This window comes from Devosia sp. LjRoot16 (assembly GCF_964252795.1).
Taxonomy (GTDB): domain Bacteria; phylum Pseudomonadota; class Alphaproteobacteria; order Rhizobiales; family Devosiaceae; genus Devosia_A.
The window spans coordinates 349,453-372,212 of the sequence record NZ_CAXUPH020000005.1 but is presented as its reverse complement, the minus strand read 5'-3'; the positions used below and the strand labels follow the sequence as shown (position 1 = coordinate 372,212).

Genomic DNA, 22,760 nt, shown 5'->3' with positions numbered 1-22,760 from the left:
GGGAGGCGATAGCTGCGAGGCCTCAGTTCTTGCGTCTCCCTCCCCCTTGTGGGGAGGGATCAAGGGTGGGGGTGGCCACAGCCGCGGTGTCAGCCCTCACCCCACCACCCGCCCAACCCGCCGATCGATCAGCATCACCGCCGTGATCACCACGAAGGCGAACAGCACCATGCCGCCTGCGAGGATATGGGCTTTGTCCCATTCCAGCCGCTCGACGAAATCGTAGATCGCCATCGACACCAGCTTGGTCTTGCCGGGGATATTGCCGCCGATCATCAGCACCACGCCGAACTCGCCGACCGTGTGTGCGAAGGTCAGGATGGCGCCGGTGAGATAGCCGGTGCGCGACAGCGGGATCACCACCCTGGAGAACGTCGTCCACCGCCCTGCCCCGAGCGTTGCCGCCGCTTCCAGTGGCTCGTCGCCGAGTGCTTCGAAGGCGGTGCGCAGCGGCTGCACCATGAAGGGCAGGGAATAGAGCACCGAGGCGATGACCAGTCCCTCGAACGAGAAAGCCAGCGTCCGCGCCCCCCAGAGCGGCGCCAAGAGGCCGCCCGGGCCGTTCGGCCCGAACGCCAGCAACAGGTAGAACCCGAGCACCGTCGGCGGCAGCACCAGCGGTAGCGACACCAGTGCGGCGATCGGCGCCTGCAGCGGCGAGCGCGTGCGGCACAGCCACCAGGCGATCGGCGTACCGACCAGCAGCAGGATCACCGTGACGATGAACGCCAGCGTCAGCGTCAGCCCGACCGGCTGCACGATCTCACTGGCATCAAGCATCATGAAAACCTCATTGACCCGAGCCGACCTCGTAGCCGTATTTCTCGATGATGGCGCGCGCCTCGTCGCCCTTCAAGAACTCGAGAAAGGCGGCTGCGGCTGGATCCGCCTCGCCCGGCTTCAGCAGCACGGCATCCTGGAGGATCGGCGAATAATCCTCGGCCGGCACGCGCCAGACCTGTGCGGCCGGCTTGTCGATCACCTGGCTCAGCGCCACGAAGCCCAGCTCCGCATTGGCTGAATCGATGAACTGCAGCGCCTGGCTGATATTCTCGCCGGTGACGATCTTGGGCGTCACGGCTTCGGTCAGCCCGAGTTTGCCCAGCGTTTCCATCGCCGCGGCGCCATAGGGCGCGGTCTTGGGGTCGGCGACCGACAGATGCTGGAACCCGTTGGCCGTAAGCACCGCCGCGCCGTCGGTGAGATCGAGCGACGGCGAGTAGAGCGCGACCTTGCCCACCGCATAGGTGAACACCGTGCCATCGACCGCAAAACCTTCCTTCACCGCCTGCGCTGGCCGCTTGTTATCGGCTGAGAAGAACACCTCGAACGGCGCACCTTGGCTGATCTGCGTGTAGAGCACCCCGGTGGCGCCGAAGCTGAAGCTCACCGTGTCGCCGGTCTTTGCCGTGAACGCCGCGCCCAACTCCTCGGCCGGCTTGGTGAAGTTGGCGGCAACGGCCGCGCTGACATCGGCGGCAGAGGCCGGCCCGATGATGAGCGCCAGCAGGCTGACGCCAAGCAGAAGGGTGGTCCGACGCATTAGGTCCTCGATATGTCCGAATGGGAATATCGAAGGTTGTGCCAACGCCAGATGCAGGCAGCAAGCGTTATTTTCTCTCGGACATATCGCCGTGCAGCGCGCTGAGCGCCTCGACATCCCGCGCGATCGCCTTGCGCGTCGCCTCCTGCATGCCGCGATAGCGCTCCAGCACCTCGCGCCCCGCAGCGGTGAGCGACGCCCCCTGCGCGTTGCCACCGCGCGACGCCTCGACCAGCGGCGCTCCGAACCCCTCGTTCAGCACCTGCACCAGCCCCCAGGCCCGCTTGTACGACATCCCCATCCGCCTGGCGGCCTCGGAGATCGAGCCGGTCTCGGCGATCAGTTCCATCAGGTCGGCACGGCCGGGACCGATGTAGAAGCTTTCGCTGAGGGTGATGCGGAGGTGGGACAGGCCGATCGTCTTATTGCCGTGCATCGCTCCTCCGGGGCGCCATCGGCCCACCCATAGCAGTTCGGATCACGGCTTTGCCACAATGGCAGAGAGGTATGACCCATCGCGCCGATGGAGGTTGAAATGCCGCTCCGTGCCCTGCTCGTCTGTGTCTTCGCCCTCGCAGCCGCCACCCCGGCTTCCGCCGGCGGCTCGCCGCTTTATGGCAACTGGGCGCTCGAGGAACTGCGCGACGGCGTCGTCACGCCCGGTGTGCGCACCACGCTGCAAGTCGAGCCGGGCGGGCGCGCCTCCGGCAGCGGCGGCTGCAACAGCTTCGGCGGCGGCGTCGCCATCAATGACAACGCGCTGCAGTTTACCGACATCGCCTGGACCGAGATGGCGTGCGAACCGGCAACCATGGCGCAGGAGGCGAGCTTTTTCGCCGTCCTCGCGGCCACCGTCAAGTTTCACGCCGAGCCCGGCGTGCTGGTTCTCATCGATAGTGCCGGCAGCAAGCTGGCGACGCTGCGGGCGCTCTGAGCAGAGTTAGCTCCGCTTCAACGCCGCCGCTTCGCGCGCCAGCGTCTCGATCCGCTTCCAGTCCTTGTTGGCAATGGCATCGGCCGGCATGATCCACGAGCCGCCGACGCAGATCACGTTGGGCAGCGCCAGGTATTCTTTGGCTTTGGCCATGTCGATGCCGCCGGTCGGACAGAAGGTGATGTCGGCGAGCGGGCTGGCATAGGCCTTCAGCACCTTCACCCCACCCAGCGCCTCGGCCGGGAAGAACTTAAGGAATGAGTAACCATGTTCCGACGCGGTCATCGCCTCGGTCGGCGTGCCGATGCCGGGCAGCAGCGGGATCTTGTGCTCCTCGGCCGCTTCGAGCAGCCGCGGCGAGGCGCCGGGCGACACCATGAACTGGCAGCCGGCATCGACCGAGTGGCCCATCTGCAGCGGCGAGCGCACCGTGCCCGAACCGACGACAGCGCCCGCCACCTTGGCCATCTCCTCGATGATCTGCAGCGCGTGCGGGGTCCTGAGCGTCACTTCCAGCACCGGCAGGCCACCGGCCACCAGCGCTTCGGCCAGCGGCCGCGCCGCCGACACATCGTCGAGGACGATGACCGGAATCACCGGCGCAAGCGAGAGAGTCTGGCGAAGGGCGGCGGCGTCTTGCGGCATGGCGATCCTCGAGGGCTGTCGTTCGGCGAGAGCGTTAGGCACTTGCCGCATGCCGATCAAGCCAAATCGCGACATTGAAATGGCGGCCAATCGACCTTAAGTCTGCCGCGTCTGGAGGGACGGTCCGGTGCAGCTTATCAACGCTCTCACCCCGCTGGAGGAGGCTCGCGCCATCCTCGCGGAGAGTTTCGACCTCAAGTTCACCAAGGCGGTCGAACGCGTCACGTCGCGCGTCTACGAGCGGGTGAAAGACCGTATTCCCGAGATCGAATGGCCCTTCTATGCGCCGCTGATCCTGCAGATCAACCGGCTGAAGAAGGAGAAGGATGCGGTCATCCTCGCCCATAACTACCAGTCGCCGCAGATCTATCACGGCGTCGCCGATATCGTCGGCGACAGCCTGCAGCTCGCCATTGAGGCCACCAAGGTCAAGCAGTCGATCATCGTGCAGTGCGGCGTGCACTTCATGGCCGAGACGTCGAAGCTGCTGAACCCCAAAAAGACCGTGCTGATCCCCGACAGCCGGGCCGGCTGCTCGCTCGCTTCCTCGATCACCCCCGAGGATGTCATCGCCATGCGCGCCCAGTATCCGGGCGTGCCGGTCATCACCTACGTCAACACCTCCGCCGCGGTGAAGGCGGTGACCGATGTCTGCTGCACCTCGTCGAACGCCGCCGATATCGTCAATGGCGTCGCCGGCGACACGGTGATCATGATCCCCGACCAGTACCTGGCCCGCAACACCGCCAAGAAGACGCAGAAGAAGGTCATCACCTGGGCCGGCTCGTGCGAGGTGCACGAAACCTTCACCGCCGCCGACATCGCCGAGCTGCGCCACGCTTACCCGACGGCCAAGATCATCGCCCACCCCGAGTGCCCGCCCGAGGTGATCGACGCTGTGGATTTCGCCGGCTCGACCGCCGCGATGATCGACTATGTGAAGACGCAGAAGCCGCCGCGCGTGGTGATGGTCACCGAGTGCTCGATGTCCGACAACGTCGCCTCGGAAGCGACCGGCGTCGATTTCCTGCGCGGCTGCAACATCTGCCCGCACATGAAGCGCATCAACCTCGAGAACGTGTTGTGGTCGCTCCACACCATGACCGAGGAAGTCACCGTCGCCGACGAACTGCTCGAACCCGCCCGCGCCGCCGTGCAGCGGATGATCGATTTTTCCAAGAAACGGGATTGATCCCGGCGCAAACCAGCCGACCGCGCACTAGCCAAGCGCCGGTGTGGGCTGACCCCCACCCCTGTCCCCTCCCCCTGAACAGGGGGAGGGAGACGCTAGCCTCGATATCAGCGTGAGGTTCTCCCTCCCCTTTCTTAGGGGGAGGGGACAGGGGTGGGGGTCAGCCCGCGCCGGCCTCGCGCGTCGGGCAACCCCAGCTGCCGCAATGATGCGTGCTGTATCGGCGGATATGGACTTTCGTCTACGTAGGTATCCCCTCAGTAGGCAGCCCCTCAGGTCCAAGCTCAATCAAATCAAGCGCGTGCCTGACTTTGAGGGTTGCGCGACTCCCGCACCGCGCTAGATTTGCGTTATCGGGCCACGACTTCCCGGCCCGCAACCGAGGGGTAAAAGCGTCGTGCCACATTCCTTCAAGATCACCTCCGCCAAGGGCGGGCAGTTCGTCGCCAAATACGTCTACAACGCCGAGACCATCTTCTGGTCCGAGAACTATGCGGGCAAGGACAGCGCCAAGAACGCCATTGCCTCGCTGAAGAAGAACGCCCCTTCGGCAGCTGTGGTGGATACGGCCAAGGGCGAGACCGGCAAGGGCTACCGCTTTGAGCTCGCAGCCTCCAAGGATGGCCAGACCTTCGTCCGCTTCGTTGCGGCGAACGGCGAGACCATGGTCCGGACCGAAACCTACAAGTCGAAGTCGAGCGCCAAAAACGCCATAGAATCGCTTAAGAAGCGCGCTGCAGAAACCCCTGTGGTCGACGAGGCCTGATCCGGGCGTTTCGCCCGGGGGAGACCGATGACCTTTACTGACAACGTCCTCAACGCCGACGGTGCCCTCATCGTCGGCGCTGGTTTGGCTGGCCTGTTCTGCGCGCTGAAGCTCGCTCCCCGCCCCGTCACCGTCATTTCCCCCGTGCCGCTCGGCAACGGCGCCTCGTCTGCCTGGGCGCAGGGCGGCGTCGCCGCCGCGGTCGGTCCGGGCGACACCTCGCATGCCCATGCCGTCGACACCGAGATCGCCGGCGCCGGCATCGTCGACGAGGACGAAGCGGAATCGGTGACCGCCGAAGCCGCGGCGCGCATCGAGGACCTCGCCCGCTGGGGCACCCCCTTCGATCGCGACGAGCTCGGCCACTATGTGCTGAGCAAGGAAGCTGCCCACTCGCGCAACCGCGTGGTGCGTGTCGAAGGCGACCGCGCCGGCTACGCCATCATGCAGGCGATCATCGCCGAGGTGCGCAAGACCCCCTCGATCCGCATCGTCGAGGGTTTGACCGTCGTCGATCTCGCCCGCGCCGACGGCCGCATCATCGGCGTCTATGCGCGCAAGCTCGGTGATCGCTATGCCGAGCCGGTGCTGATCCGGGCGCGCGCCACCGTGCTAGCCGCAGGCGGGCTCGGCGGGCTCTATGCCGTCACCACCAACCCCTCCGGGGTGCGCGGCCATGCCATGGGCATGGCGGCCCGGGCCGGGGCGCTGATCGCCGACCCCGAGTTTGTGCAGTTCCACCCCACCGCCATCGCTACCGGCGCCGACCCTGCCCCGCTCGCCACCGAGGCGCTGCGCGGCGAAGGCGCCATCCTCGTCAACGACCTCGGCGAGCGCTTCATGCCGGCGATCCATCCCGATGCCGAGCTGGCGCCGCGCGATATCGTCGCCCGCGCCAATTACCGTCAGATCAAGGCCGGCCGGAAGGTGTTCCTCGATACCCGCGAGGCGATCGGCGCGCGCATCCTCACCGCCTTCCCCACCGTCGCCAAATACTGCACCGATTTCGGCATCGACCCGGTGACCCAGCTGATCCCGGTCACCCCGGCGGCGCACTACCACATGGGCGGGGTCAAGGTCGAAGCCAATGGCCGCTCCTCGCTGCCCGGCCTCTGGGCCGCCGGCGAGTGCTCGTCGACGGGCCTGCATGGCGCCAACCGCCTTGCCTCGAACTCGCTGCTCGAGGCCGTGGTCTATGGCGCCCGCATCGCTGCCGATATCTCCGGTCTCGAGCCGCTCCGCAGCCCGCTTGCCCCCTTCCCCGGTATCGGCTGGGACCCGGTCGAGGGCGAGGCGGTGGAGGAGCGGCTGCGCAACCACATCTCGGTGAAGGAATTGCGCCGCACCATGACCGACCTGGTCGGGGTCGAGCGCAACGCCACGGACCTGCGCACCGCGTTGCGCCGGATCGCCGAGATCGAGGCCACGGCGCAGGGCGTCACCCGCTCGTTCCTCAACATGACCACCTCGGCGACGCTGGTCGCCGCCGGTGCGTTGCAGCGCGAGGAAAGCCGCGGCGGCCACTTCCGCACCGATTTCCCCGAACCGCGCCCCGAATGGGAGCACCATACCGAGATGACCCTGGAAGACGCCCTCGCCATCCGTGCCGGAGCGTAACGAGGTCGACCGGGCTACTTCGGCCGATTTGCTGGGCCCGGTCTTTGCCCCATCCACCGGGTGTCATCCCAGCGAAAGCTGGGACCCAACTATCCTCAGGCGCAGGCGGTGAGATGGGTCCCAGCTTTCGCTGAGGGGCGCCGGAGGCTGGCCGAGCAGCGCAGGACCGTTCCGGGAGGGTCGAAGTAACCTACTCCTCCCCGAGCAGATACGCCCCCACCGCCTCGCGGTCCGCTTCGGTCCAGAACGAGGTGCCGTCGGCGATCACCTCGCCCATGGCGCTGCCCAGCACGTTGAACTCGGGGGTGAAGCCGTCGCTCAGCGCGCTGGCGATCGAGGCGACGTCATAGCCTTCGGTCTTCAGCCGCTCGGCCGTCAGGGCCGGCGCCCTGCCGCCGGTGCCGCCGGCCGGGTTGCCGGTCAGTTCCTTGCCCTTCTCCACCGCACCGAGGAGGTTCCGCGGCGAATGGCACATCACGCAGTGCCCCGGCCCCTCGACCAGGTAGCGCCCGCGGTTCCAGCGCTCAGAATGGCTGGCATCGGCCTCGTAGCGGCGTGGCGTAAAGAACAGGTTCTTCCAGCCGGCCACCAGCGGTCGCATATCGAACGGGAAGGCCACCTCGTGCGGCCTGGCCGAGGTGGCAACCGGCGGCACCTGCTGCAGCGCCGCGTAGAGATCGGCGACATCCTGGTCGCTCATCAGCGTGTAGTTCTCATAGGGAAACGCCGGATAGAGATGCCCGGCTGGCCCTTCGCCATCGCTGATTGCTTTCGAGAACTGCGCCAGCGTCCAGCCGCCGATGCCCGCCTTGGGGTCCGAGGTGATGTTGGGCGCATAGAACGTGCCGAACGGCGTTACCAACCCGGGGCCGCCACCGAGTTCGGCGACGCCGTTCTTCTTGTCGGTGTGACAGGTGATGCAGTCGCCGAGCCGCAGCAAATACTGCCCGCGTGTCACGTCGCCGGTGAGCGCCAGGTCGCGCGCCGCGCCCTGCACCGGCTTCAGCATGTAGACGGCGATCCCGGCCCCCAGCAGCACTGCTACCAGGAGCATCCAAACCCAGTGACGCATTTGGGCCTTCCTCACTGCTCGTGAACTCGACGACACGATGGAGATCAGCCCCACGCAGCTCCGGCGGCAATTGATCAGCGCCGCCAATCAACCGCAACTGACGAGCCTGTGAGGCCCAGGGAATCAGCTACCCTCGCTCCGGGCCGCGAGGGGGCGGCCTCGACCATGGCTCAAATCATCGAGGCACGAGCCGTTTCCAAACGGTTCCGGCAGCATCGCCGGTTCCCCGGCTTCTTCGGCGCGCTGAAGACGCTGGTCACCGCCGAATACACCGAGGTCGAAGCGGTCACCGACGTGAGCTTCGCCATCGCCGCCGGCGAGGCGGTCGGCTATCTCGGCCCGAACGGCGCCGGCAAATCGACCATGATCAAGATGATGACCGGCATCCTCGTGCCGTCGGTCGGTGACATTACCGTGCTCGGGCGCGTGCCGCACCGCGAACGCCAGGCCAACGCACGCGAGATCGGCGTGGTTTTCGGCCAGCGCAGCCAGCTCTGGTGGGATCTGCCGGTGCGCGACTCGTTCGAACTGCATCGCGAGATCTACGGCATCGCCCGACCGCGCTTCGACGAAAACCTCAAATCCCTGAGCCAGCTGCTCGACCTAGAGCCCTTCCTCGAGCGCGCCGTGCGGCAGTTGAGTCTGGGGCAGCGCATGCGCGCCGAGATCGTCATGGCGCTGCTGCATGATCCAAAAATCCTGTTCCTCGACGAGCCGACCATCGGCCTCGACGTCGTCGCCAAGGATGCGGTGCGCAAGTTCCTGTCGCGCGTCAACCGCGAGCGCGGCACCACCATCATCCTCACCACGCACGACCTGCAGGATATCGAGGAGATCTGCCCGCGCCTGATCATGGTCGATCACAGCCGCCTGATCTTCGATGGCGAAACGGCGAAGCTGCGCACCGCCCTCGGCTCGGCCCGCCGGCTGATGCTGGAATTCGCCGCCGATCCCGGCCCGCTCGAGCTGAAAAGCGCACGCCTCACCTCCGACGATGGCCTGCGCAAGCATTACCTCCTCGATCGCGACGACGTCTCGCTGGTGCACGTGCTCGACGAGCTCGGCGATACCACGACGCTGAAGGATATTTCGCTCGAGGAGCCCAATATCGAGGAGGTAATCCGCACCTTCTACCAGCGCCGCAACGCCGAGTTACCGGTGCGATGAGCGTCTATTTCGCCTTCGCCCGCAGCGCCTTTCTGACCCAGCTCGCTTACCGCAACGAAGTCTGGGCCAACATGATCGGCAAGCTGGTGCAGGTTTTCGCCCGCGTCGCCATCTGGGTTGCCATCTATGGCGGCAGCGCCAGCATTGCCGGCGTCAGCCTCGAGCAGATGGTGACCTATGCCCTGCTCGGCGGCGCGGTCACCGGCGCCATCCGCTACGAATCGATCGTCAGCGGCATCGGCCAGGCGCTGCGCACCGGGGACGTCGCCGTATGGCTGCTGAAGCCCGCCAGCTTCCCGCTCTATGTGCTCGCCACCGAACTCGGCCGCGCCGCCTTCCGCTTCGTCATCCTCGTCGTGCCCACCGTCGCGGTTGTCGCCGCCGTCTACGGCATGCTGCCGCCGGCGACCCCGTTCCATGGCGTGATGTTCGTCGCCTTTGGCCTCCTCGCCTACACCATCATCGCGCTGCTCTCGGCGCTGTTCGGCCTTGTCGCCTTCTGGCTCCTCACCTCGTTCTCGCTCGAATGGATGATGCAGGCGATCCTCAACCTGCTGTCCGGCCAGCTGATCCCATTCTGGTTCTTCCCCGCCCCCCTCGCCGTCATCGCGGCGCACCTGCCCTTCGCCTGGATCGTCTACTACCCCTCGGCGGTGTGGCTTGGGCGGCTCGACGTCACGGCGACCCTTGCCTATTTCGGCCTTGGCCTCGGCTGGGCGGCGCTGCTGGCGGGCGGCGTAGCGCTGCTGTGGCGCAAGGCCTCCACCCGCATCGTCGTACAGGGAGGCTGAGATGCTGCGCACCCTCCGCATCCTGCCGCGCCTCGCACTGATGTATCTGCGCTCGCAGATGGAATATCGCGGCGCCTTCTGGATCGACCGCATCGCCCAGATCATCACCTATGCCAGCTCATTCGCGGTGATCTGGATCCTCGCCGACCGCTTCGACACCATTGCCGGCTGGAACTGGTCGGAGCTGGCGCTGCTGTTCTCGTTCCACCTGCTCGGCTACTCGCTCGGCGCCTGCATGAGCTTCACCCAGATGCGCCAGCTCGAGGAGGCGGTGCGGCTCGGCACCCTCGATACACTGCTCACCAAGCCGGTCAGCCCCTGGGCCTATATGGTGTTTTCCGGGCTCAACCCCGGCTATACCGGCCACGCCCTGCTCGGCATCGCTATGATGGGCTGGGCCCTCAGCATCGTCGCCGTGCCCTGGTCGATCGGCTGGGTCGCCTACTTCGTCGGTGCGCTGATCAGCGCCGCCATGGTCACCGGCGCGACGCTCACCATGATCGGCGCCACGGCGCTGATCTGGACCCGCTCCAACCACCTCTATTCGCTGTTCTTCGGCTTCTGGGAGCTGTCGCGCTACCCGATCAACATCTTCCCCACCGCCATCCAGGCGACGATGCTGAGCTTGGTGCCGCTCGGCTTCATGGCCGCCGTGCCGGTCGCGGTACTGCTCGGTAAGCCCGTGCCGATCCTCGGCGATTGGGCCGGCCCGGCAGCCTTGTTCGCCGGACCGTTCTTTGTGGCGCTCGCCATGTGGCAGTGGCGCTACGCGCTCGATCGCTACCAGGGCGCCGGCGGCTAACCCTTGGCCAGCACCGCGTCGACCTCGCCGCGGGTCGGCGGATGGCAGCCGACAAACTGGCAGTTGAGCCCAGCCGCCACCGCGCCGAAACGCAGCATCGTCGCGAGCGCCGCATCATCCATCGCGCCAAGCTTGCCCGGCTTGAGGTTGCCCTGCTCGTTGAGCAGCGTCAGCACCGCCGCCATCAGCGTGTCGCCGGCCCCCACCGTGTCGCCGAACGGCACGGCGGGGTAAACGCCCTGCTTCGCCGAGCCCGATTTAGTGAAGGCGCGGCTGCCCTCGTCGCCGAAGGTGACGATCACCAGCTCGCAATTGGCTCGGCCAAGGAAATCGGCCACGTACTTGCTCACCAGCGCCTCGACCTCGGCGCCTGTCAGCTCGGTGGCCCGCACCGCCCGGCTCTGCTCCAGCGAGGCGAGATCCTCGATCGACACCTTCACCAGGTTGACGATGTCGAGAAAGCTCGAGAGCCGCGCCTTGTAGCCGGCAAAATCCGGCACCAGCGATGGCCGCACATTGGGGTCCATGGTCAGCGTCGCGCCCCGCCGCGCCGCTTCCCTCGCCACATCGAGCCAGATCGCTGCATCCTCGGGTTCGATCGGGCAGAAGCCGCCGACCTGGAACGCCTCGAGTTTGGCGGGCAGCGCCGCGATCAGCCCCTCGCGGGTGAAGGCGCGATCGGCGTTGCGATAGAAACCGTATTGCGCGCTTTTCTTGGCATCGAACGTCACCACCGCCAGCGTCGTGTAGGCCTCCACCCGCTCGGCGAGCAGCGGCTTCACCCCGGCTTCCGCCAGTGGCGCCAGGAGGTAGGTACCGAGGCCATCGGTGCTGATCGGACAGAGGAAGCCGGTATCGTTGCCGAGCTTCGAAAGCGCGATGGCGCAGTTATAGGGCGACCCACCCTGGTGCGCCACGAGCCGGATCACCCCATCGGCCCTGACCGGCTCCGAGATCAGGTCGATCAGGCTTTCGCCACCCACTACGAACATTGAGCATCCCCGCGCTAGAAGTTTCGCATCGTTACAATGCCGATGCGCAAAAGTTCAAGCTCAGGAGGCGAGCGCTCCGGGGATGAAGGCGTCGCGCCGGAAATCCGACGGGGACATGCCGGCGATCTTGCGGAACGACTTGTTGAAGGCGCTGAGTGAGCCGAACCCCGATTCCATCGCGACGCGCAGCACATTGGCGTCGTCGCGCAGCAGCAGCGCCTGCGCGTAGCTGAGCCGCAACAGGCTGACATACTCGTTGAGCGTCATGCCGGTCGAGCGCTTGAAGATGCTCATGGCGTATTTCGGATGGAGGTTCGCCGCCCGCGCGATATCGACCGAGTCGATCTCGTGCAGGAAATTCTCGGCGATGTAGTCACACATTTTGCCGACATTGCGCGACGACTGCACTTCGGCGGTTTCGACCGCATGGCCGGCCGCCTTGCTGTCACCCACCAGCTCGTACGGTTCGAACCGCACCCGCTCGAGCCGCAGCAACAGTTCATCCACCGCGTGCTGTGCTTTCACCACATCGCCCGAGCGGGCATAGCGGTTCCAGCGCGCGAAATTGTGCGCATCGGAATCATCGGGCGTGCAGCTCAGCAGGGTCGTCCCCTGCATCAACCGGTGCGGCACATCCTCGGGCAGCCGCAGCCGGAAGAAATGCATCAGCGGCAGATGCGCCCCGGCATAGATTGCGTCGTCGGAGAGATCATCCATCTGGTGCGGCAGCCCGCCCCAGAACAGCACCATCTGCCCGGCGCTCAGGGTCAGGTCGTGGGTGTGCATGCGGTAGTGCACGGTGCCGGCGACGATGAAATTGACTTCGACCTGCGCGTGCCAGTGCGGCTTCAGCATCACCAGCGGGTGGTTATGGAAGGTCGACAGGATCGTCGGATGGGCTTCGACGCTGCCTGCATGCGGCTGGTAGACCGCACGCTCATGCACCTTACTTTCCGCCAAGTCGAGTTTCCCTTTGTCGCGGACATGCGCCTTTGGTCGCATATTCTAACCACGCTTGCCCAAGGTGAGCCAAATGAAAACGGGAGGATTACATGGATCGCATCCATTCGCGGTGGCGCAGCACGCTCGGCCTGGCGTTCGGCGTCAGCCTACTGTCCATCGCCGCTGTTTCGGCAGCCGAAGTCACTGTCTGGTGCTGGGACCCCAACTTCAACGGCGCGACCATGAAGGAAGCCGCGGCCCGCTACACCGCGGCGCACCCGGACGTGGCCTTCAACATCGTCGACTTCGCCAAGGCCGACCTCGAGCAGAAGCTGCAGGCGCAGCTCGCTTCGGGCGCCACCGACGGCCTGCCCGACATTGTGCTGATCGAAGATTACGGCGCACAGAAGTACCTGCAGTCGTTCCCCGGCGCCTTCGAGCCGCTCAACGGCAAGGTCGATTATGCCGGCTTCGCGCCCTACAAGGTCGAGCTCGCCACGGTGAACGGCCAGACCTACTCGCTGCCCTTCGACTCCGGCGTCACGGGCCTGTTCTACCGCTCCGACTACCTCTCGGAAGCCGGCTTCGATGCCGCCGCGCTGCAGGATATCACCTGGGAGCAGCTGATCGACATCGGCAAGACCGTCAAGGAGAAGACCGGCCACCCGCTGCTCGGCGTCGACATCAATGACGCGGGCACCATCCGCATCATGCTGCAATCGGCGGGCAAGTGGTACTTCACCCCCGATGGGCAGGCCGACATCGCCGGCAGCCCGACCTTCAAGGCGGCGCTCGAGACCTATTCGAAGCTGCTGCAGACCCCCGAGATCTACAAGCCCGTCGCCGGCTGGAACGAATATACCGGCGCGTTCGTCTCGGGTGAGACCGCCGCCGTCTATACCGGCGTGTGGATGACCGCCACCATCAAGGCCGCCAACCAGTCCGGCAAGTGGGGCGTTGCGCCGCTGCCCAAGCTCTCGAACGTCGAAGGCGCCACCCACGCCTCGAACCTCGGCGGCTCGAGCTGGTACGTGCTCTCGTCCTCGGCCGAAAAGAACGAAGCCTCTGACTTCCTCGCCACGATCTGGGGCAAGGACGTCGACTTCTACCAGAAGATTCTCGTCGACCAGGGTGCGCTCGGCTCGCTCCTCGCCGCTCGTGAAGGCGCCGCCTACAAGGCCAGCGACGAGTATTTCGGCGGCCAGGCCGTGTGGCAGAACTTCTCCGATTGGCTCGCTGCCGTGCCGGCCGTGAACTACGGCATCTTCACCCAGGAAGTCGATGCGGCGATCGTCGCGCAGCTTCCGGCTCTCGCCAAGGGCGGTTCGGTCGATGAGGCCATCGCGGCCATCGACGCCCAGGTGAAGCAGCAGATCCAGTAAGATCCTCCCCGGGGGCGGGTTCGCCCGCCCCCATCTCCGGCATGTTGCCGCCCCCCCGGGCGGCAAATGTCATTGGCATCTTTTTGGGCGGGAGCGTTTGCGTGGCAGCACAAACGAAACTCGAGCGTTCCGAGCAGATCAACGGCTGGCTCTTCGTTATGCCCGCCTTGGTGCTGCTTGGGCTCTTCATGGTCTACCCCATCGTCTGGTCGCTCTGGATGAGCTTCCAGACCGGTCGCGGGATGAATTTCAGCTTTGGCGGCTTCGCCAACATCGTGCGCCTGACGCAGGATCCGATCTTCCTGCGTGCCCTCGGCAACACCTTCACCTTCCTGATCATCCAGGTCCCGATCATGCTGGTGCTGGCGCTGCTGTTCGCGACAGCGCTGAACGACACGAGGCTGTGGGGCCGCGGCTTCTTCCGCACCGCCATCTTCCTCCCCTGCATCACCTCGCTGGTGGCCTACTCGATCCTGTTCAAGTCGATGTTCGCCAATGACGGCGTGATCAACGATTTCCTGCTCGCCAGCGGCCTCATCGCCGACCCGATCCCGTGGCTGGGCGATCCGTTCTGGGCCAAGGTCGTGGTGATCTCCGCCATCACCTGGCGCTGGACCGGCTACAACATGATTTTCTACCTGGCCGCGATGCAGAACATCGACCGCTCGATCTATGAAGCAGCGCGTATCGATGGCGTGCCGGCCTGGGCTCGCTTCTGGTACATCACCGTGCCGATGCTGAAGCCGGTGATCCTGTTCACCTCGGTGATCTCCACCATCGGCACGCTGCAGCTGTTCGACGAGGTCAACGTGCTGACCCTGGGCGGTCCGTCGGATTCGACGCTCACCCTGTCGCTCTACATCTACAACCTGACCTTCAAGTTCATGCCGAACTTCGGCTACGCCTCGACCGTGTCCTACGTCATCGTGGTGCTGGTCGGCATCCTGAGCTTCCTGCAGTTTCTGGTCGCGAGGGACCGTCGATGAGCACGCTCGATCAAGCCACCGAACTGAGCCCGGCGCTCGCAGCACGACGTTCGAACCCCTCGTTCAACCTGCTCGCGCTGGTGAGCCGCGGTCTCGTCTACCTGCTGCTCAGCATCGCCGCCTTCGTTTCGATCTTCCCGTTCATCTGGATGTTCGTCTCGAGCACCAACACGGCCGCCGACGTGCTCACCGGCAAGGCGACCCTCGGCAATGCGCTATGGGCCAATATCGTCACCTTCTTCACCACGGTCGACGCGCCACGCATCTTCTGGAACTCGGCGTTTCTCGCCATTGTCGGGACGGTGCTGACGCTGATCATTTCCTCGCTGGCCGGTTACGGCTTCGAGATGTTCAAATCCCGCTTCCGCGAGAAGATCTTCGGCGCCTTGCTGCTGATGCTGTCGATCCCGTTCGCCGCCCTGATGATCCCGCTGTTCATCATGATGGCCAACCTCAAGCTCATCAACACCTACGCCGCGATCCTGCTCCCGGCCATCGCCTCGATCTTCATCATCTTCTACTTCCGCCAGGCGACGAAGGCCTTCCCCTCGGAGCTGCGCGACGCGGCCCGCATCGACGGGCTCAAGGAGTGGCAGATCTTCCTCTACGTCTACCTGCCGGTGATGCGCTCGACCTATGCGGCGGCGATCATCATCGTGTTCATGGCCAACTGGAACAACTACCTGTGGCCGCTGATCGTCCTGCAGACCAACGAGCAGAAGACCATCACCCTGGTGATCCAGTCGCTGAGCTCGGCCTACTATCCCGAATGGGGCGTCATCATGGTGGGGACCATCCTCGCCACGCTCCCCACCCTCCTCATCTTCTTCGTGCTCCAGCGCCGCTTCGTCGAAGGCATGCTGGGCGCGGTCAAATAAGGTCTCTCAACATGAGCAACTTGAAGCTGAGGGGCATCCGCAAGGCCTTCGGCAACCTCGAAGTGATCAAGGGCGTCGACCTCGACATCAACAGTAGCGAGTTCGTGGTCTTCGTCGGCCCATCGGGCTGCGGCAAGTCTACCCTCCTACGCATGATCGCCGGGCTCGAGCCGATCACCTCGGGTGAGCTCGATATCGGCGGCGAGCGCATGAACGATGTCGATCCCAGCAAGCGCGGCATCGCCATGGTGTTCCAGACCTATGCGCTCTACCCGCATATGACGGTGCGCGAGAACATGGGCTTCGCACTGCGCTTTGCCGGCAAGCCCAAGGACGAGATCGAAAAGCAGGTAAAGGAAGCCTCGCGCATCCTCGAACTCGACCCGCTGCTCGATCGGCTGCCCAAGCAGCTCTCCGGCGGCCAGCGCCAGCGCGTCGCCATCGGCCGCGCCATCGTCCGGCACCCGCAGGTCTTCCTGTTCGACGAACCGCTGTCGAACCTCGATGCCGAGCTGCGCGTCCACATGCGCATCGAGATCGCGCGGCTGCACAAGGAACTCAAGGCGACGATGATCTACGTCACCCACGACCAGGTCGAGGCGATGACGCTGGCCGATAAGATCGTGGTGCTGCGCGAGGGCGAGATCGCCCAGGTCGGCGCGCCGCTGCAACTCTACGACAACCCCGACAACCTGTTCGTCGCCGGCTTCATCGGTTCGCCCAAGATGAACTTCATGGCCGCCGAAGTGGTGGATCGCGACAACGGCAAGCTGGTCGTCGCGCTCGCCAACCACGGGGGTACGAAGGTCGCGTTGCCGATCGCCGATTCCAGTGCCAACAAGGGCGATAAAGTCACCCTGGGGGTTCGGCCGGAGCACTTCGCCGATGCCGGCAAGGGGGACAGCGACATCACCGTCGGCATCGACGTGGCCGAGCATCTCGGCCAGACCAGCTACCTCTATGCCCGGGCGCCGGGCGGCGAGCAGCTCATCATCGAGCGCGAGGAATCGCGCGACCATGGCGCTCTCGACAGCCTCACCGTCGCGATCAGCGCCAGGCACGCCTTCCTGTTCGACGCCGCCGGCAAGCGGTTGCGCTGACAGCATTTCCACCCAGGCTCCGCGCGGCGCGGCGCCGTTCTTCCGATTTCGAAGAGGACTTCCAATTGACCAAAATCACCGCACCGATCCGCTGGGGGATCATCGGCCCGGGCGCCATCGCCAAGGACTTCACCCGCGGCCTCAAGGACTCGCGCCTCGGTAAGCTCGAAGCCATCGCCACCCGCAACCCGAACAAGCCCGGCCTCGCCGACGATTTCCCGGGCGCCCGCGTCATCCACGGCTATGACGCCTTGCTCGCCGACCCCAATGTCGATGCGGTCTATCTCGCTTTGCCCCATACCGGCCACGCCGAGTGGGCGATCAAGGCGGCCGAAGCCGGTAAGCACGTGCTGGTCGAAAAGCCGATGGCGCTGACCGCCTTCGAGGTCGACGCGGTGATCCACGCCCACAAGAAGGCCGGCACCTTCGTCGGCGAAGCCTTCATGTATCGCCTCCACCCGCAGACCCAGAAGCTGTGGGAGCTGGTGAATTCCGGCACCATCGGCGAAGTGCGCGCCATCAAGTCGAGCTTCGGCTTCCAGATGGGCAAGTTCATCCCCGACCACCGCATCTTCGCCTCCGAACTGGCCGGCGGCGGCATCCTCGATGTCGGCGGCTACCCGGTCTCGATGTCGCGCTTCATCGCCGGCGCCTCGCTCGGGCGGCCGTTCGCCGATCCGGTGAAGGTTTCCGGCATGGCCCGCCTCAACGCCGAGGGCACCGATGACTGGGCTGCGGCGCTGCTGCAGTTCGAGAACGGCATCATTGCTGAGGTCAGCTGCTCGGTGTTCGTCAACCAGGACAACGTGCTGCGCATCCTCGGCTCCGATGGCCGCATCGAAGTGCCGAACTTCTGGTTCGCCGATGGCGGGCGCGAAGGCGGTGACGGCAAGATCGACATCATCCGCAATGACGGCAGCCGCGAGACGATCAGCGTCGGCAAGCAGAAGCACCTGTTCTCGTTCGAGGCGGATGCGGCTGCCGAAGCCATCCTCGCCGGCCGGCAGGAGCTGACCGCACCGGGCATGACCTGGGCCGACAGCCTCGGCCAGGCCCGCGCCCTCGATAAATGGCGCGCCGATGCCGGCATCGAGTTCAGCATCGAGAAGTCGACCCGCCGCATCAACACGCTGTCGGGCCGGCCGCTCAAATCCGGCGGCACGGTGATCCCCAAGCGCACCATCCCGGGTGTGCAGAAGCCGGCCTCCGCCGCTGCCCTCGGCTTCGAGGATTTCCGCACCTTCGCTTCAGGCGCCATCCTGCTCGATGCGTTCTGGGAAAAGGGCGGCAACATCTTCGACACCGCCTTCATCTATGCCGGCGGCTATACCGAAAAACTGTTCGGCGAGTGGCAGAAGTCGCGCGGCGTACGCGAAGAGGCCGTGGTGATCGGCAAGGGCGCCCATAGCCCGCTGGTCTATCCCGACGTGATTTCGAAGCAACTGACCCAGTCGCTCGACCGGCTGCAGACCGACTATGTCGACGTCTACTTCATGCACCGCGACAACCTCGACGTGCCGGTCGGCGAGTTCGTCGACGCCATGGATGCCGAGGTGAAGAAGGGCCGCATCCGCGGGCCGTTCGGCGGTTCGAACTGGACCCGCGAACGTTTCGACGAGGCCATTGCTTATGCCGACAAGCACGGCAAGCAGCGGCCCGGGGCACTCTCCAACAACTTCGCCCTTGCCGAGATGCTCGACCCGATCTGGGCCGGCTGCGTCACCTCGTCGACATCAGAGTGGAAGCAGTGGCTGAAGGATCGCCAGATCCCGAACTTCTCCTGGTCGAGCCAGGCCCGCGGCTTCTTCACCGACCTCGCCGGCCGCGATAAGCGCGACAACGAGGAAATGGTCCGCGTCTGGTACAACGAGCAGAACTTCGTCCGCCGCGACCGGGCGATCGAACTGGCCACCAAGCTCGGCAAGAGCCCGATCCACGTGGCCCTCGCCTATGTGCTGGCGCAGGACTTCCCGTCCATCCCGCTGATCGGCCCGCGCAAGCTGGGCGAACTCGACGACAGCATGAACGCCTTCGACATCAAGCTGACAGCTGAGCAGGTGCAGTGGCTGGAGGGCTAATCGCCCCTCTATTACTGAAGCAGACGGCCCCCTCCCATCCTCCCCCATAAAGGGGGAGGTGCCCGCCGGTGTGGTTGGCACGATCGAAGACAGAGCCTCGACTCTTCACCTCCCCCTTCATGGGGGACTTCGAGCCGTCCCGCAGGGCAAATCGCTCCAGTGGAGCGATTTGAGACGAGAAGGCCATGAGAGCTACGCTCGAATGGCGAGGGAGGGGGCCGTCTCTATCCGTCAGCCCACCTTCACGAACCGCTCTCCCCACCACGCCGTCCAGCGCTGCTGCAGCGCCGCGAACGCCGCGTCCGACAGCCCGAACGTCGTCAGCACCGCGGTGCCGCCGCCATTCGGTCCGCCATTCGGCGCCGGCTGGTCGGTGATCACCATGAGCCCATCGCCCCAGCCATCGACGCTCATCCCCACCTGGTGCTCCGAGTGGTGCCACACAGTACCGGCCACCCGCTCACCCACCGGCAGCTCGAATGCCGCCTTGCTGCCCGCAGCGGCGCTCCATAGCAGCTCGAGCCCCAGCGCTTCGACCGGCAGCGCCCCCGGCGCCTGCAGCTTCCCCGAAAGGAACAGCGTCCGCCGCTTCGCTCCCGCATGCCGCTCGAGATAGTGCCGCAGTTGCTGGAAGAACGTCGTCCAGCCCTCCCAGGTATCCTCGTAGAACGCATTCCAATCACCGCTGATGGCGGTGGTCCGCACGACGCGCAGGATGGTGCCGCCCGGCGCGGCCTTCAGTTCGATCCGGTCGGCGCTGCCCTCGTACTCGCCGAACGCCACCACCTTGTTGGCCTCATCTGCCGTAGCGTGGTCGAAGAAGATGAACTGGATCTCGTCCTTCAGCGTATCGGCATCCCACCCGAACCAGTTGAGCAACTGCTCAGGGTCGCGCATCGCCGCCCACACCGTCTCGACCGGCGCCGCAATGGTCATCTCGACGATGACGCGATCCTGTTTCTCGGCCATTTCGTACTCCTCAATTGACCTTGTCAGTCGGCTTGCCCTTGATCGCCGGGTGCCCGCCGATCAGCACGCGGTAGCGACGCCCTTCGCCCTTCGGCGCAAACTCTTCGGCCAGCCCGGCGACCATCGCCGTCAGCCGCTCGGCAAAGGCCTCGATATCCTGCGGCGCGGCAAAGCCGATATCCGCCTCGATGGTGAAGGTGAGCAGCCGCGTACCCTCATCTGCCGCGGCGGCCTGCATCCGCGTCACCTCACGCACCGTCTCGGCTGACCGCGCCACCAGGTGCTCGGCGGCGAAGCGATCCTGCTTTTCCACCGCCGGCGGGACGCCAAAAATGGAGGGATCGACGACGAACGAACCGGCCCTGGCGACGAACAACCGCTCGGTGAAGCCGCGCCGCTGCCGCTCGCCGGCAGGCATCACCAGCCCCGCCTTCTCCAGTGCATGCAGGTGATAGCCGACCTTCTGCCGCGGCAGCTCAAGCGCCACTGCCAGCGTTGCCGCCGAACCCGGCTCGCGCAGCAGCGCCAGCAGCTTCAGCCGCAGTGGCGTCATCGCCTGCCGCGCCTTGCCTGCATCCTCGAGCAATACCGGGGTCATGTTATCCATGCCCCTTGCTACAATAGACAATTTTTGTTGTCAAATGTACGGTTTCACAACAATCCGTCGGCGCGCGGTTGACGCGCTACCCCGAGCATGTTGCCTTGCAGTGCGGTCCCCGCCGTGAGAGCAGGGCCAGCAGGAAACCGAAGTGTTGGGGGGAACAGCCGCTGATGGCGCTGGCTTTGCGCTTTACGCGCATCATCGATGAATTGAGCCGCCGGGTCGGCCTTATCGCCATCTGGCTGGTGCTGTTCTCGGCGCTGGTGTCGGCCTTCAATGCGATTTTCCGCTATTCGATCAGCGGCATGATCTGGCTCGAGCGCAGCTATGGCGGCGGCGTGTTCGGTGGCCTGGTGTGGTTCTACACCCAGTATTCCAACGTCCTCAGCGAGTCGGTCTGGTACATGTTCGGCGGCATGGTGATGCTGGGCGGCGCCTGGACGCTGAAGCTCAACGAACACGTGCGCGTCGACCTGTTCTATGGCGCCATCAGTGAGCGGGCGCGCACCTGGATCGACCTGCTCGGCGGGCTGTTCTTCCTGCTGCCGCTCTGCATCCTCCTGATCTGGTTCACCTGGCCGTGGTTCCTGCAGGCCTGGACGCAGAACATCATGTCCAACGCCGCCGGTGGCCTGCCACGCTGGCCGGTGCGGCTGATGCTGCCGCTCGGCTTCGGTGTGCTGCTGCTGCAGGGCATCGCCGAGATCATCAAGTGCATCGCCGCGCTCACCACGGATTATGTCCGCGAGTTCGCCTACGAGAAGCCGCTGCAATGATCGACATGATCCGCGAAAACATGGCGCCGATCATGTTCGGCGGGCTGGTGGTGTTTCTCATCATCGGTTACCCGGCCGCCTTCTCGCTCGCCGCGATCGGCCTCTTTTCCGGCCTCGTCGCCATCGAGCTCGGGCTGATCGCGCCGAACTTCCTCGGCAACCTCACCTACCAGCTCTACGGCGTGCTCAGTAACGAGCTGCTGCTGGCCATCCCATTCTTCACCTTCATGGGGGTGATCCTCGAGAAATCCGGCCTCGCCGAAGATCTGCTCGATGGTTTTGGCCAGCTGTTCGGCGGCATTCGCGGCGGGCTGAGCTATGCGGTGATCATCGTCGGCGCCATTCTCGGCGCCATCACCGGCACCGTCGCCGCCTCTGTGATCGCCATGGGGCTGATCTCGCTGCCGGTGATGATGCGCTACGGCTACAATGTGCGCCACGCCACCGGCGTCATCGCCGCATCCGGCACCATCACCCAGCTGATTCCGCCTTCACTGGTGCTGATCGTCCTCGCCGATCAGCTGCAGCGCTCGCCGGGCGAAATGTATATCGGCGCCACCGGCGCCTCGATCGTCCAGGTCCTCTTATTCATGGGCTGGGTGTTCATCCTGTCGATCTTCCGCCCCGAGGATGTGCCGGCCCTGCCCCCCGAGGCCCGCACTCTGCGCGGCTGGCCATTGTGGAAGAAGATCATCCGCGGCACGGTGCCGAGCCTGGCGCTGATCTTCATCGTGCTCGGCACCATCTTGCTCGGTCTTGTCACCCCCACCGAAGCGGGCGCCATGGGCGTCGTCGGCGCCATCCTCCTCGCCTGGTTCAACCGCCGGCTGAGCTGGGGGCTGATGTGGGAGGGCATGAACTCGACCATGCGGCTCACCGCTATGGTGGTGTTCATCCTGTTGGGCGCCCGCGTCTTCAGCCTCGTCTTCCAGGGCGTCGGCGGCGGTCACTGGATCGAACACCTGCTCTCTCACCTGCCCGGCGGCGTGGTCGGCTTCCTGATCTTCGTCAACATCTTCATTTTCGTGCTGGCGTTCTTCCTCGATTTCTTCGAGATCGCCTTCATCGTCATCCCGCTGCTGGCGCCGGTCGCCGAAGCCATGGGGATCAACCTGGTGTGGTTCGGCGTGATGATCTGCGCCAACATGCAGACCAGCTTTATGCACCCGCCCTTCGGCTTCGCGCTGTTCTACCTGCGCGGCATCGTCCCCCGCGACAAGGTCAAGACCCGCGACATCTATATGGGCGCCATCCCCTGGCTGGTCTTGCAGCTGATCCTCGTCGGCATCCTCATCGCCTTCCCGGAGCTGGTGACCTTCTTCCTCGACAAGGCCCCGGAGGTCGACCTCAATACGGTCGAGATCGTGCTGCCGTCGTCGAGTGGCGGCGCAACCCCCGCCCCGAGCTTCGAGGCGCAGCCTCCACCCTCGTTCGGGGCGCCAGCGCCGGCGTACGAAGCCCCGCCGCCGCCGAGCTTCAACTGACCCCGGTCTTGCCTCAGAAACAGAAATCCCCGCTTTCGCGGGG

23 protein-coding genes are annotated in these 22,760 nt (G+C 65.3%); 14 read left to right on the top strand and 9 right to left on the bottom strand.

All coding sequences use genetic code 11. From position 1 onward, the window contains the following. Positions 1-96: 96 nt before the first annotated feature. The 3 genes from modB to ACSQ23_RS23145 all read right to left on the bottom strand — a co-directional run bounded on the left by modB (position 97) and on the right by ACSQ23_RS23145 (position 1,979). Positions 97-780 carry a molybdate ABC transporter permease subunit gene (gene modB, locus ACSQ23_RS23155; RefSeq protein ID WP_436092158.1) on the bottom strand — a complete coding sequence of 228 codons (684 nt, stop codon included), beginning with the start codon at positions 778-780 and terminating at the stop codon, positions 97-99. A 10-nt stretch (positions 781-790) separates the two neighbouring features. Next, positions 791-1,543 carry a molybdate ABC transporter substrate-binding protein gene (modA, locus tag ACSQ23_RS23150; RefSeq protein ID WP_436092067.1) on the bottom strand — a complete coding sequence of 251 codons (753 nt, stop codon included), beginning with the start codon at positions 1,541-1,543 and terminating at the stop codon, positions 791-793. A 67-nt stretch (positions 1,544-1,610) separates the two neighbouring features. After that, entirely contained in the window at positions 1,611-1,979 is a 369-nt protein-coding gene (locus ACSQ23_RS23145) for a winged helix-turn-helix domain-containing protein (RefSeq protein ID WP_436092066.1), read from the bottom strand. 99 nt (positions 1,980-2,078) lie between these two features. On the opposite strand from ACSQ23_RS23145, the gene ACSQ23_RS23140 reads away from it, so the two are divergent. Beyond that, positions 2,079-2,477 carry an META domain-containing protein gene (locus ACSQ23_RS23140; protein ID WP_436092065.1) on the top strand — a complete coding sequence of 133 codons (399 nt, stop codon included), beginning with the start codon at positions 2,079-2,081 and terminating at the stop codon, positions 2,475-2,477. 6 nt (positions 2,478-2,483) lie between these two features. On the opposite strand, the gene eda is transcribed toward ACSQ23_RS23140, so the two are convergent. After that, positions 2,484-3,122: a bifunctional 4-hydroxy-2-oxoglutarate aldolase/2-dehydro-3-deoxy-phosphogluconate aldolase gene (gene eda / locus ACSQ23_RS23135; RefSeq protein WP_436092064.1), complete on the bottom strand. Its 639-nt coding sequence runs from the start codon at positions 3,120-3,122 to the stop codon at positions 2,484-2,486. Positions 3,123-3,258: 136 nt separating this feature from the next. Between eda and nadA the strand changes: the two genes are divergently transcribed. The 3 genes from nadA (at position 3,259) to ACSQ23_RS23120 (ending at position 6,697) form a co-directional block, all read left to right on the top strand. Then, positions 3,259-4,314 (top strand): quinolinate synthase NadA, encoded by a 1,056-nt coding sequence (gene nadA, locus ACSQ23_RS23130; protein ID WP_244488488.1) that lies wholly within the window; start codon positions 3,259-3,261, stop codon positions 4,312-4,314. 397 nt (positions 4,315-4,711) lie between these two features. Then, on the top strand, positions 4,712-5,080 hold the full coding sequence (locus tag ACSQ23_RS23125) for a YegP family protein (protein WP_436092063.1): 369 nt from the start codon (positions 4,712-4,714) through the stop codon (positions 5,078-5,080). A 27-nt stretch (positions 5,081-5,107) separates the two neighbouring features. After that, positions 5,108-6,697 (top strand): L-aspartate oxidase, encoded by a 1,590-nt coding sequence (locus ACSQ23_RS23120; protein WP_436092062.1) that lies wholly within the window; start codon positions 5,108-5,110, stop codon positions 6,695-6,697. 190 nt (positions 6,698-6,887) lie between these two features. On the opposite strand, the gene ACSQ23_RS23115 is transcribed toward ACSQ23_RS23120, so the two are convergent. After that, positions 6,888-7,769, bottom strand: coding sequence for a c-type cytochrome (locus ACSQ23_RS23115; protein WP_436092061.1), 882 nt, complete (start codon positions 7,767-7,769; stop codon positions 6,888-6,890). A gap of 165 nt (positions 7,770-7,934) precedes the next feature. Here ACSQ23_RS23115 and ACSQ23_RS23110 point away from each other — a divergent pair, with 165 nt between their 5' ends. The 3 genes from ACSQ23_RS23110 to ACSQ23_RS23100 are packed head-to-tail and all read left to right on the top strand — an operon-like array spanning position 7,935 to position 10,529. Beyond that, the gene (locus ACSQ23_RS23110; RefSeq protein WP_436092060.1) at positions 7,935-8,936 is read left to right on the top strand and encodes an ABC transporter ATP-binding protein; all 1,002 of its coding nucleotides are present in this window, start codon (positions 7,935-7,937) and stop codon (positions 8,934-8,936) included. Then, positions 8,933-9,727, top strand: coding sequence for an ABC transporter permease (locus tag ACSQ23_RS23105; protein WP_436092059.1), 795 nt, complete (start codon positions 8,933-8,935; stop codon positions 9,725-9,727). The genes ACSQ23_RS23110 and ACSQ23_RS23105 overlap by 4 nt, the downstream gene beginning before the upstream one ends. Position 9,728: 1 nt before the next feature. Beyond that, positions 9,729-10,529, top strand: a complete 801-nt coding sequence (locus tag ACSQ23_RS23100; RefSeq protein ID WP_436092058.1) for an ABC transporter permease — start codon at positions 9,729-9,731, stop codon at positions 10,527-10,529. On the opposite strand, the gene ACSQ23_RS23095 is transcribed toward ACSQ23_RS23100, so the two are convergent. Both ACSQ23_RS23095 and ACSQ23_RS23090 read right to left on the bottom strand, forming a co-directional pair. Further along, complete coding sequence (locus ACSQ23_RS23095; RefSeq protein ID WP_436092057.1) at positions 10,526-11,521, bottom strand: carbohydrate kinase family protein; 996 nt, start codon at positions 11,519-11,521, stop codon at positions 10,526-10,528. The two genes, ACSQ23_RS23100 and ACSQ23_RS23095, sit on opposite strands and share 4 nt — an antisense overlap. Before the next feature lie 60 nt (positions 11,522-11,581). Further along, on the bottom strand, positions 11,582-12,466 hold the full coding sequence (locus ACSQ23_RS23090) for a helix-turn-helix domain-containing protein (RefSeq protein WP_055883301.1): 885 nt from the start codon (positions 12,464-12,466) through the stop codon (positions 11,582-11,584). Between the two features lie 107 nt (positions 12,467-12,573). On the opposite strand from ACSQ23_RS23090, the gene ACSQ23_RS23085 reads away from it, so the two are divergent. The 5 genes from ACSQ23_RS23085 (at position 12,574) to ACSQ23_RS23065 (ending at position 18,887) form a co-directional block, all read left to right on the top strand. Then, a complete protein-coding gene (locus ACSQ23_RS23085; protein WP_436092056.1) occupies positions 12,574-13,845 on the top strand; it encodes an ABC transporter substrate-binding protein in 1,272 nt (423 codons plus the stop codon). A 158-nt stretch (positions 13,846-14,003) separates the two neighbouring features. Then, positions 14,004-14,831: a carbohydrate ABC transporter permease gene (locus tag ACSQ23_RS23080; protein ID WP_082528324.1), complete on the top strand. Its 828-nt coding sequence runs from the start codon at positions 14,004-14,006 to the stop codon at positions 14,829-14,831. Continuing rightward, a complete protein-coding gene (locus tag ACSQ23_RS23075) occupies positions 14,828-15,709 on the top strand; it encodes a carbohydrate ABC transporter permease (protein ID WP_436092055.1) in 882 nt (293 codons plus the stop codon). The genes ACSQ23_RS23080 and ACSQ23_RS23075 overlap by 4 nt, the downstream gene beginning before the upstream one ends. An 11-nt stretch (positions 15,710-15,720) precedes the next feature. After that, positions 15,721-16,809, top strand: a complete 1,089-nt coding sequence (locus ACSQ23_RS23070) for an ABC transporter ATP-binding protein (RefSeq protein ID WP_055882904.1) — start codon at positions 15,721-15,723, stop codon at positions 16,807-16,809. A 65-nt stretch (positions 16,810-16,874) separates the two neighbouring features. Continuing rightward, the gene (locus ACSQ23_RS23065) at positions 16,875-18,887 is read left to right on the top strand and encodes an aldo/keto reductase (protein WP_436092054.1); all 2,013 of its coding nucleotides are present in this window, start codon (positions 16,875-16,877) and stop codon (positions 18,885-18,887) included. 231 nt (positions 18,888-19,118) lie between these two features. Here the strand turns inward: ACSQ23_RS23065 and ACSQ23_RS23060 are convergent, their stop codons facing one another. After that, entirely contained in the window at positions 19,119-19,856 is a 738-nt protein-coding gene (locus ACSQ23_RS23060) for an SRPBCC family protein (protein WP_436092053.1), read from the bottom strand. A 10-nt stretch (positions 19,857-19,866) separates the two neighbouring features. Continuing rightward, positions 19,867-20,463, bottom strand: coding sequence for an ArsR/SmtB family transcription factor (locus tag ACSQ23_RS23055; protein WP_436092052.1), 597 nt, complete (start codon positions 20,461-20,463; stop codon positions 19,867-19,869). Between the two features lie 164 nt (positions 20,464-20,627). Between ACSQ23_RS23055 and ACSQ23_RS23050 the strand changes: the two genes are divergently transcribed. Both ACSQ23_RS23050 and ACSQ23_RS23045 read left to right on the top strand, forming a co-directional pair. Further along, the gene (locus tag ACSQ23_RS23050; protein WP_055999415.1) at positions 20,628-21,233 is read left to right on the top strand and encodes a TRAP transporter small permease subunit; all 606 of its coding nucleotides are present in this window, start codon (positions 20,628-20,630) and stop codon (positions 21,231-21,233) included. Next, positions 21,230-22,717 carry a TRAP transporter large permease gene (locus ACSQ23_RS23045; RefSeq protein WP_436092051.1) on the top strand — a complete coding sequence of 496 codons (1,488 nt, stop codon included), beginning with the start codon at positions 21,230-21,232 and terminating at the stop codon, positions 22,715-22,717. Before ACSQ23_RS23050 ends, ACSQ23_RS23045 begins: the two co-directional genes overlap by 4 nt. The last annotated feature ends 43 nt before the right edge of the window (positions 22,718-22,760 follow it).

Coding starts and splice junctions, on each gene's coding strand:
- ACSQ23_RS23095 (WP_436092057.1), bottom strand. CDS start 11,521: ATGTTCGTAGTGGGTGGCGAAAGCCTGATCGACCTGATCTCGGAGCCG.
- ACSQ23_RS23050 (WP_055999415.1), top strand. CDS start 20,628: ATGGCGCTGGCTTTGCGCTTTACGCGCATCATCGATGAATTGAGCCGC.
- ACSQ23_RS23055 (WP_436092052.1), bottom strand. CDS start 20,463: ATGGATAACATGACCCCGGTATTGCTCGAGGATGCAGGCAAGGCGCGG.
- ACSQ23_RS23080 (WP_082528324.1), top strand. CDS start 14,004: ATGCCCGCCTTGGTGCTGCTTGGGCTCTTCATGGTCTACCCCATCGTC.
- ACSQ23_RS23120 (WP_436092062.1), top strand. CDS start 5,108: ATGACCTTTACTGACAACGTCCTCAACGCCGACGGTGCCCTCATCGTC.
- ACSQ23_RS23075 (WP_436092055.1), top strand. CDS start 14,828: ATGAGCACGCTCGATCAAGCCACCGAACTGAGCCCGGCGCTCGCAGCA.
- modB (WP_436092158.1), bottom strand. CDS start 780: ATGCTTGATGCCAGTGAGATCGTGCAGCCGGTCGGGCTGACGCTGACG.
- ACSQ23_RS23110 (WP_436092060.1), top strand. CDS start 7,935: ATGGCTCAAATCATCGAGGCACGAGCCGTTTCCAAACGGTTCCGGCAG.
- ACSQ23_RS23060 (WP_436092053.1), bottom strand. CDS start 19,856: ATGGCCGAGAAACAGGATCGCGTCATCGTCGAGATGACCATTGCGGCG.
- ACSQ23_RS23105 (WP_436092059.1), top strand. CDS start 8,933: ATGAGCGTCTATTTCGCCTTCGCCCGCAGCGCCTTTCTGACCCAGCTC.
- ACSQ23_RS23115 (WP_436092061.1), bottom strand. CDS start 7,769: ATGCGTCACTGGGTTTGGATGCTCCTGGTAGCAGTGCTGCTGGGGGCC.
- ACSQ23_RS23045 (WP_436092051.1), top strand. CDS start 21,230: ATGATCGACATGATCCGCGAAAACATGGCGCCGATCATGTTCGGCGGG.
- ACSQ23_RS23085 (WP_436092056.1), top strand. CDS start 12,574: ATGGATCGCATCCATTCGCGGTGGCGCAGCACGCTCGGCCTGGCGTTC.
- ACSQ23_RS23145 (WP_436092066.1), bottom strand. CDS start 1,979: ATGCACGGCAATAAGACGATCGGCCTGTCCCACCTCCGCATCACCCTC.
- eda (WP_436092064.1), bottom strand. CDS start 3,122: ATGCCGCAAGACGCCGCCGCCCTTCGCCAGACTCTCTCGCTTGCGCCG.
- ACSQ23_RS23100 (WP_436092058.1), top strand. CDS start 9,729: ATGCTGCGCACCCTCCGCATCCTGCCGCGCCTCGCACTGATGTATCTG.
- ACSQ23_RS23070 (WP_055882904.1), top strand. CDS start 15,721: ATGAGCAACTTGAAGCTGAGGGGCATCCGCAAGGCCTTCGGCAACCTC.
- ACSQ23_RS23140 (WP_436092065.1), top strand. CDS start 2,079: ATGCCGCTCCGTGCCCTGCTCGTCTGTGTCTTCGCCCTCGCAGCCGCC.
- modA (WP_436092067.1), bottom strand. CDS start 1,543: ATGCGTCGGACCACCCTTCTGCTTGGCGTCAGCCTGCTGGCGCTCATC.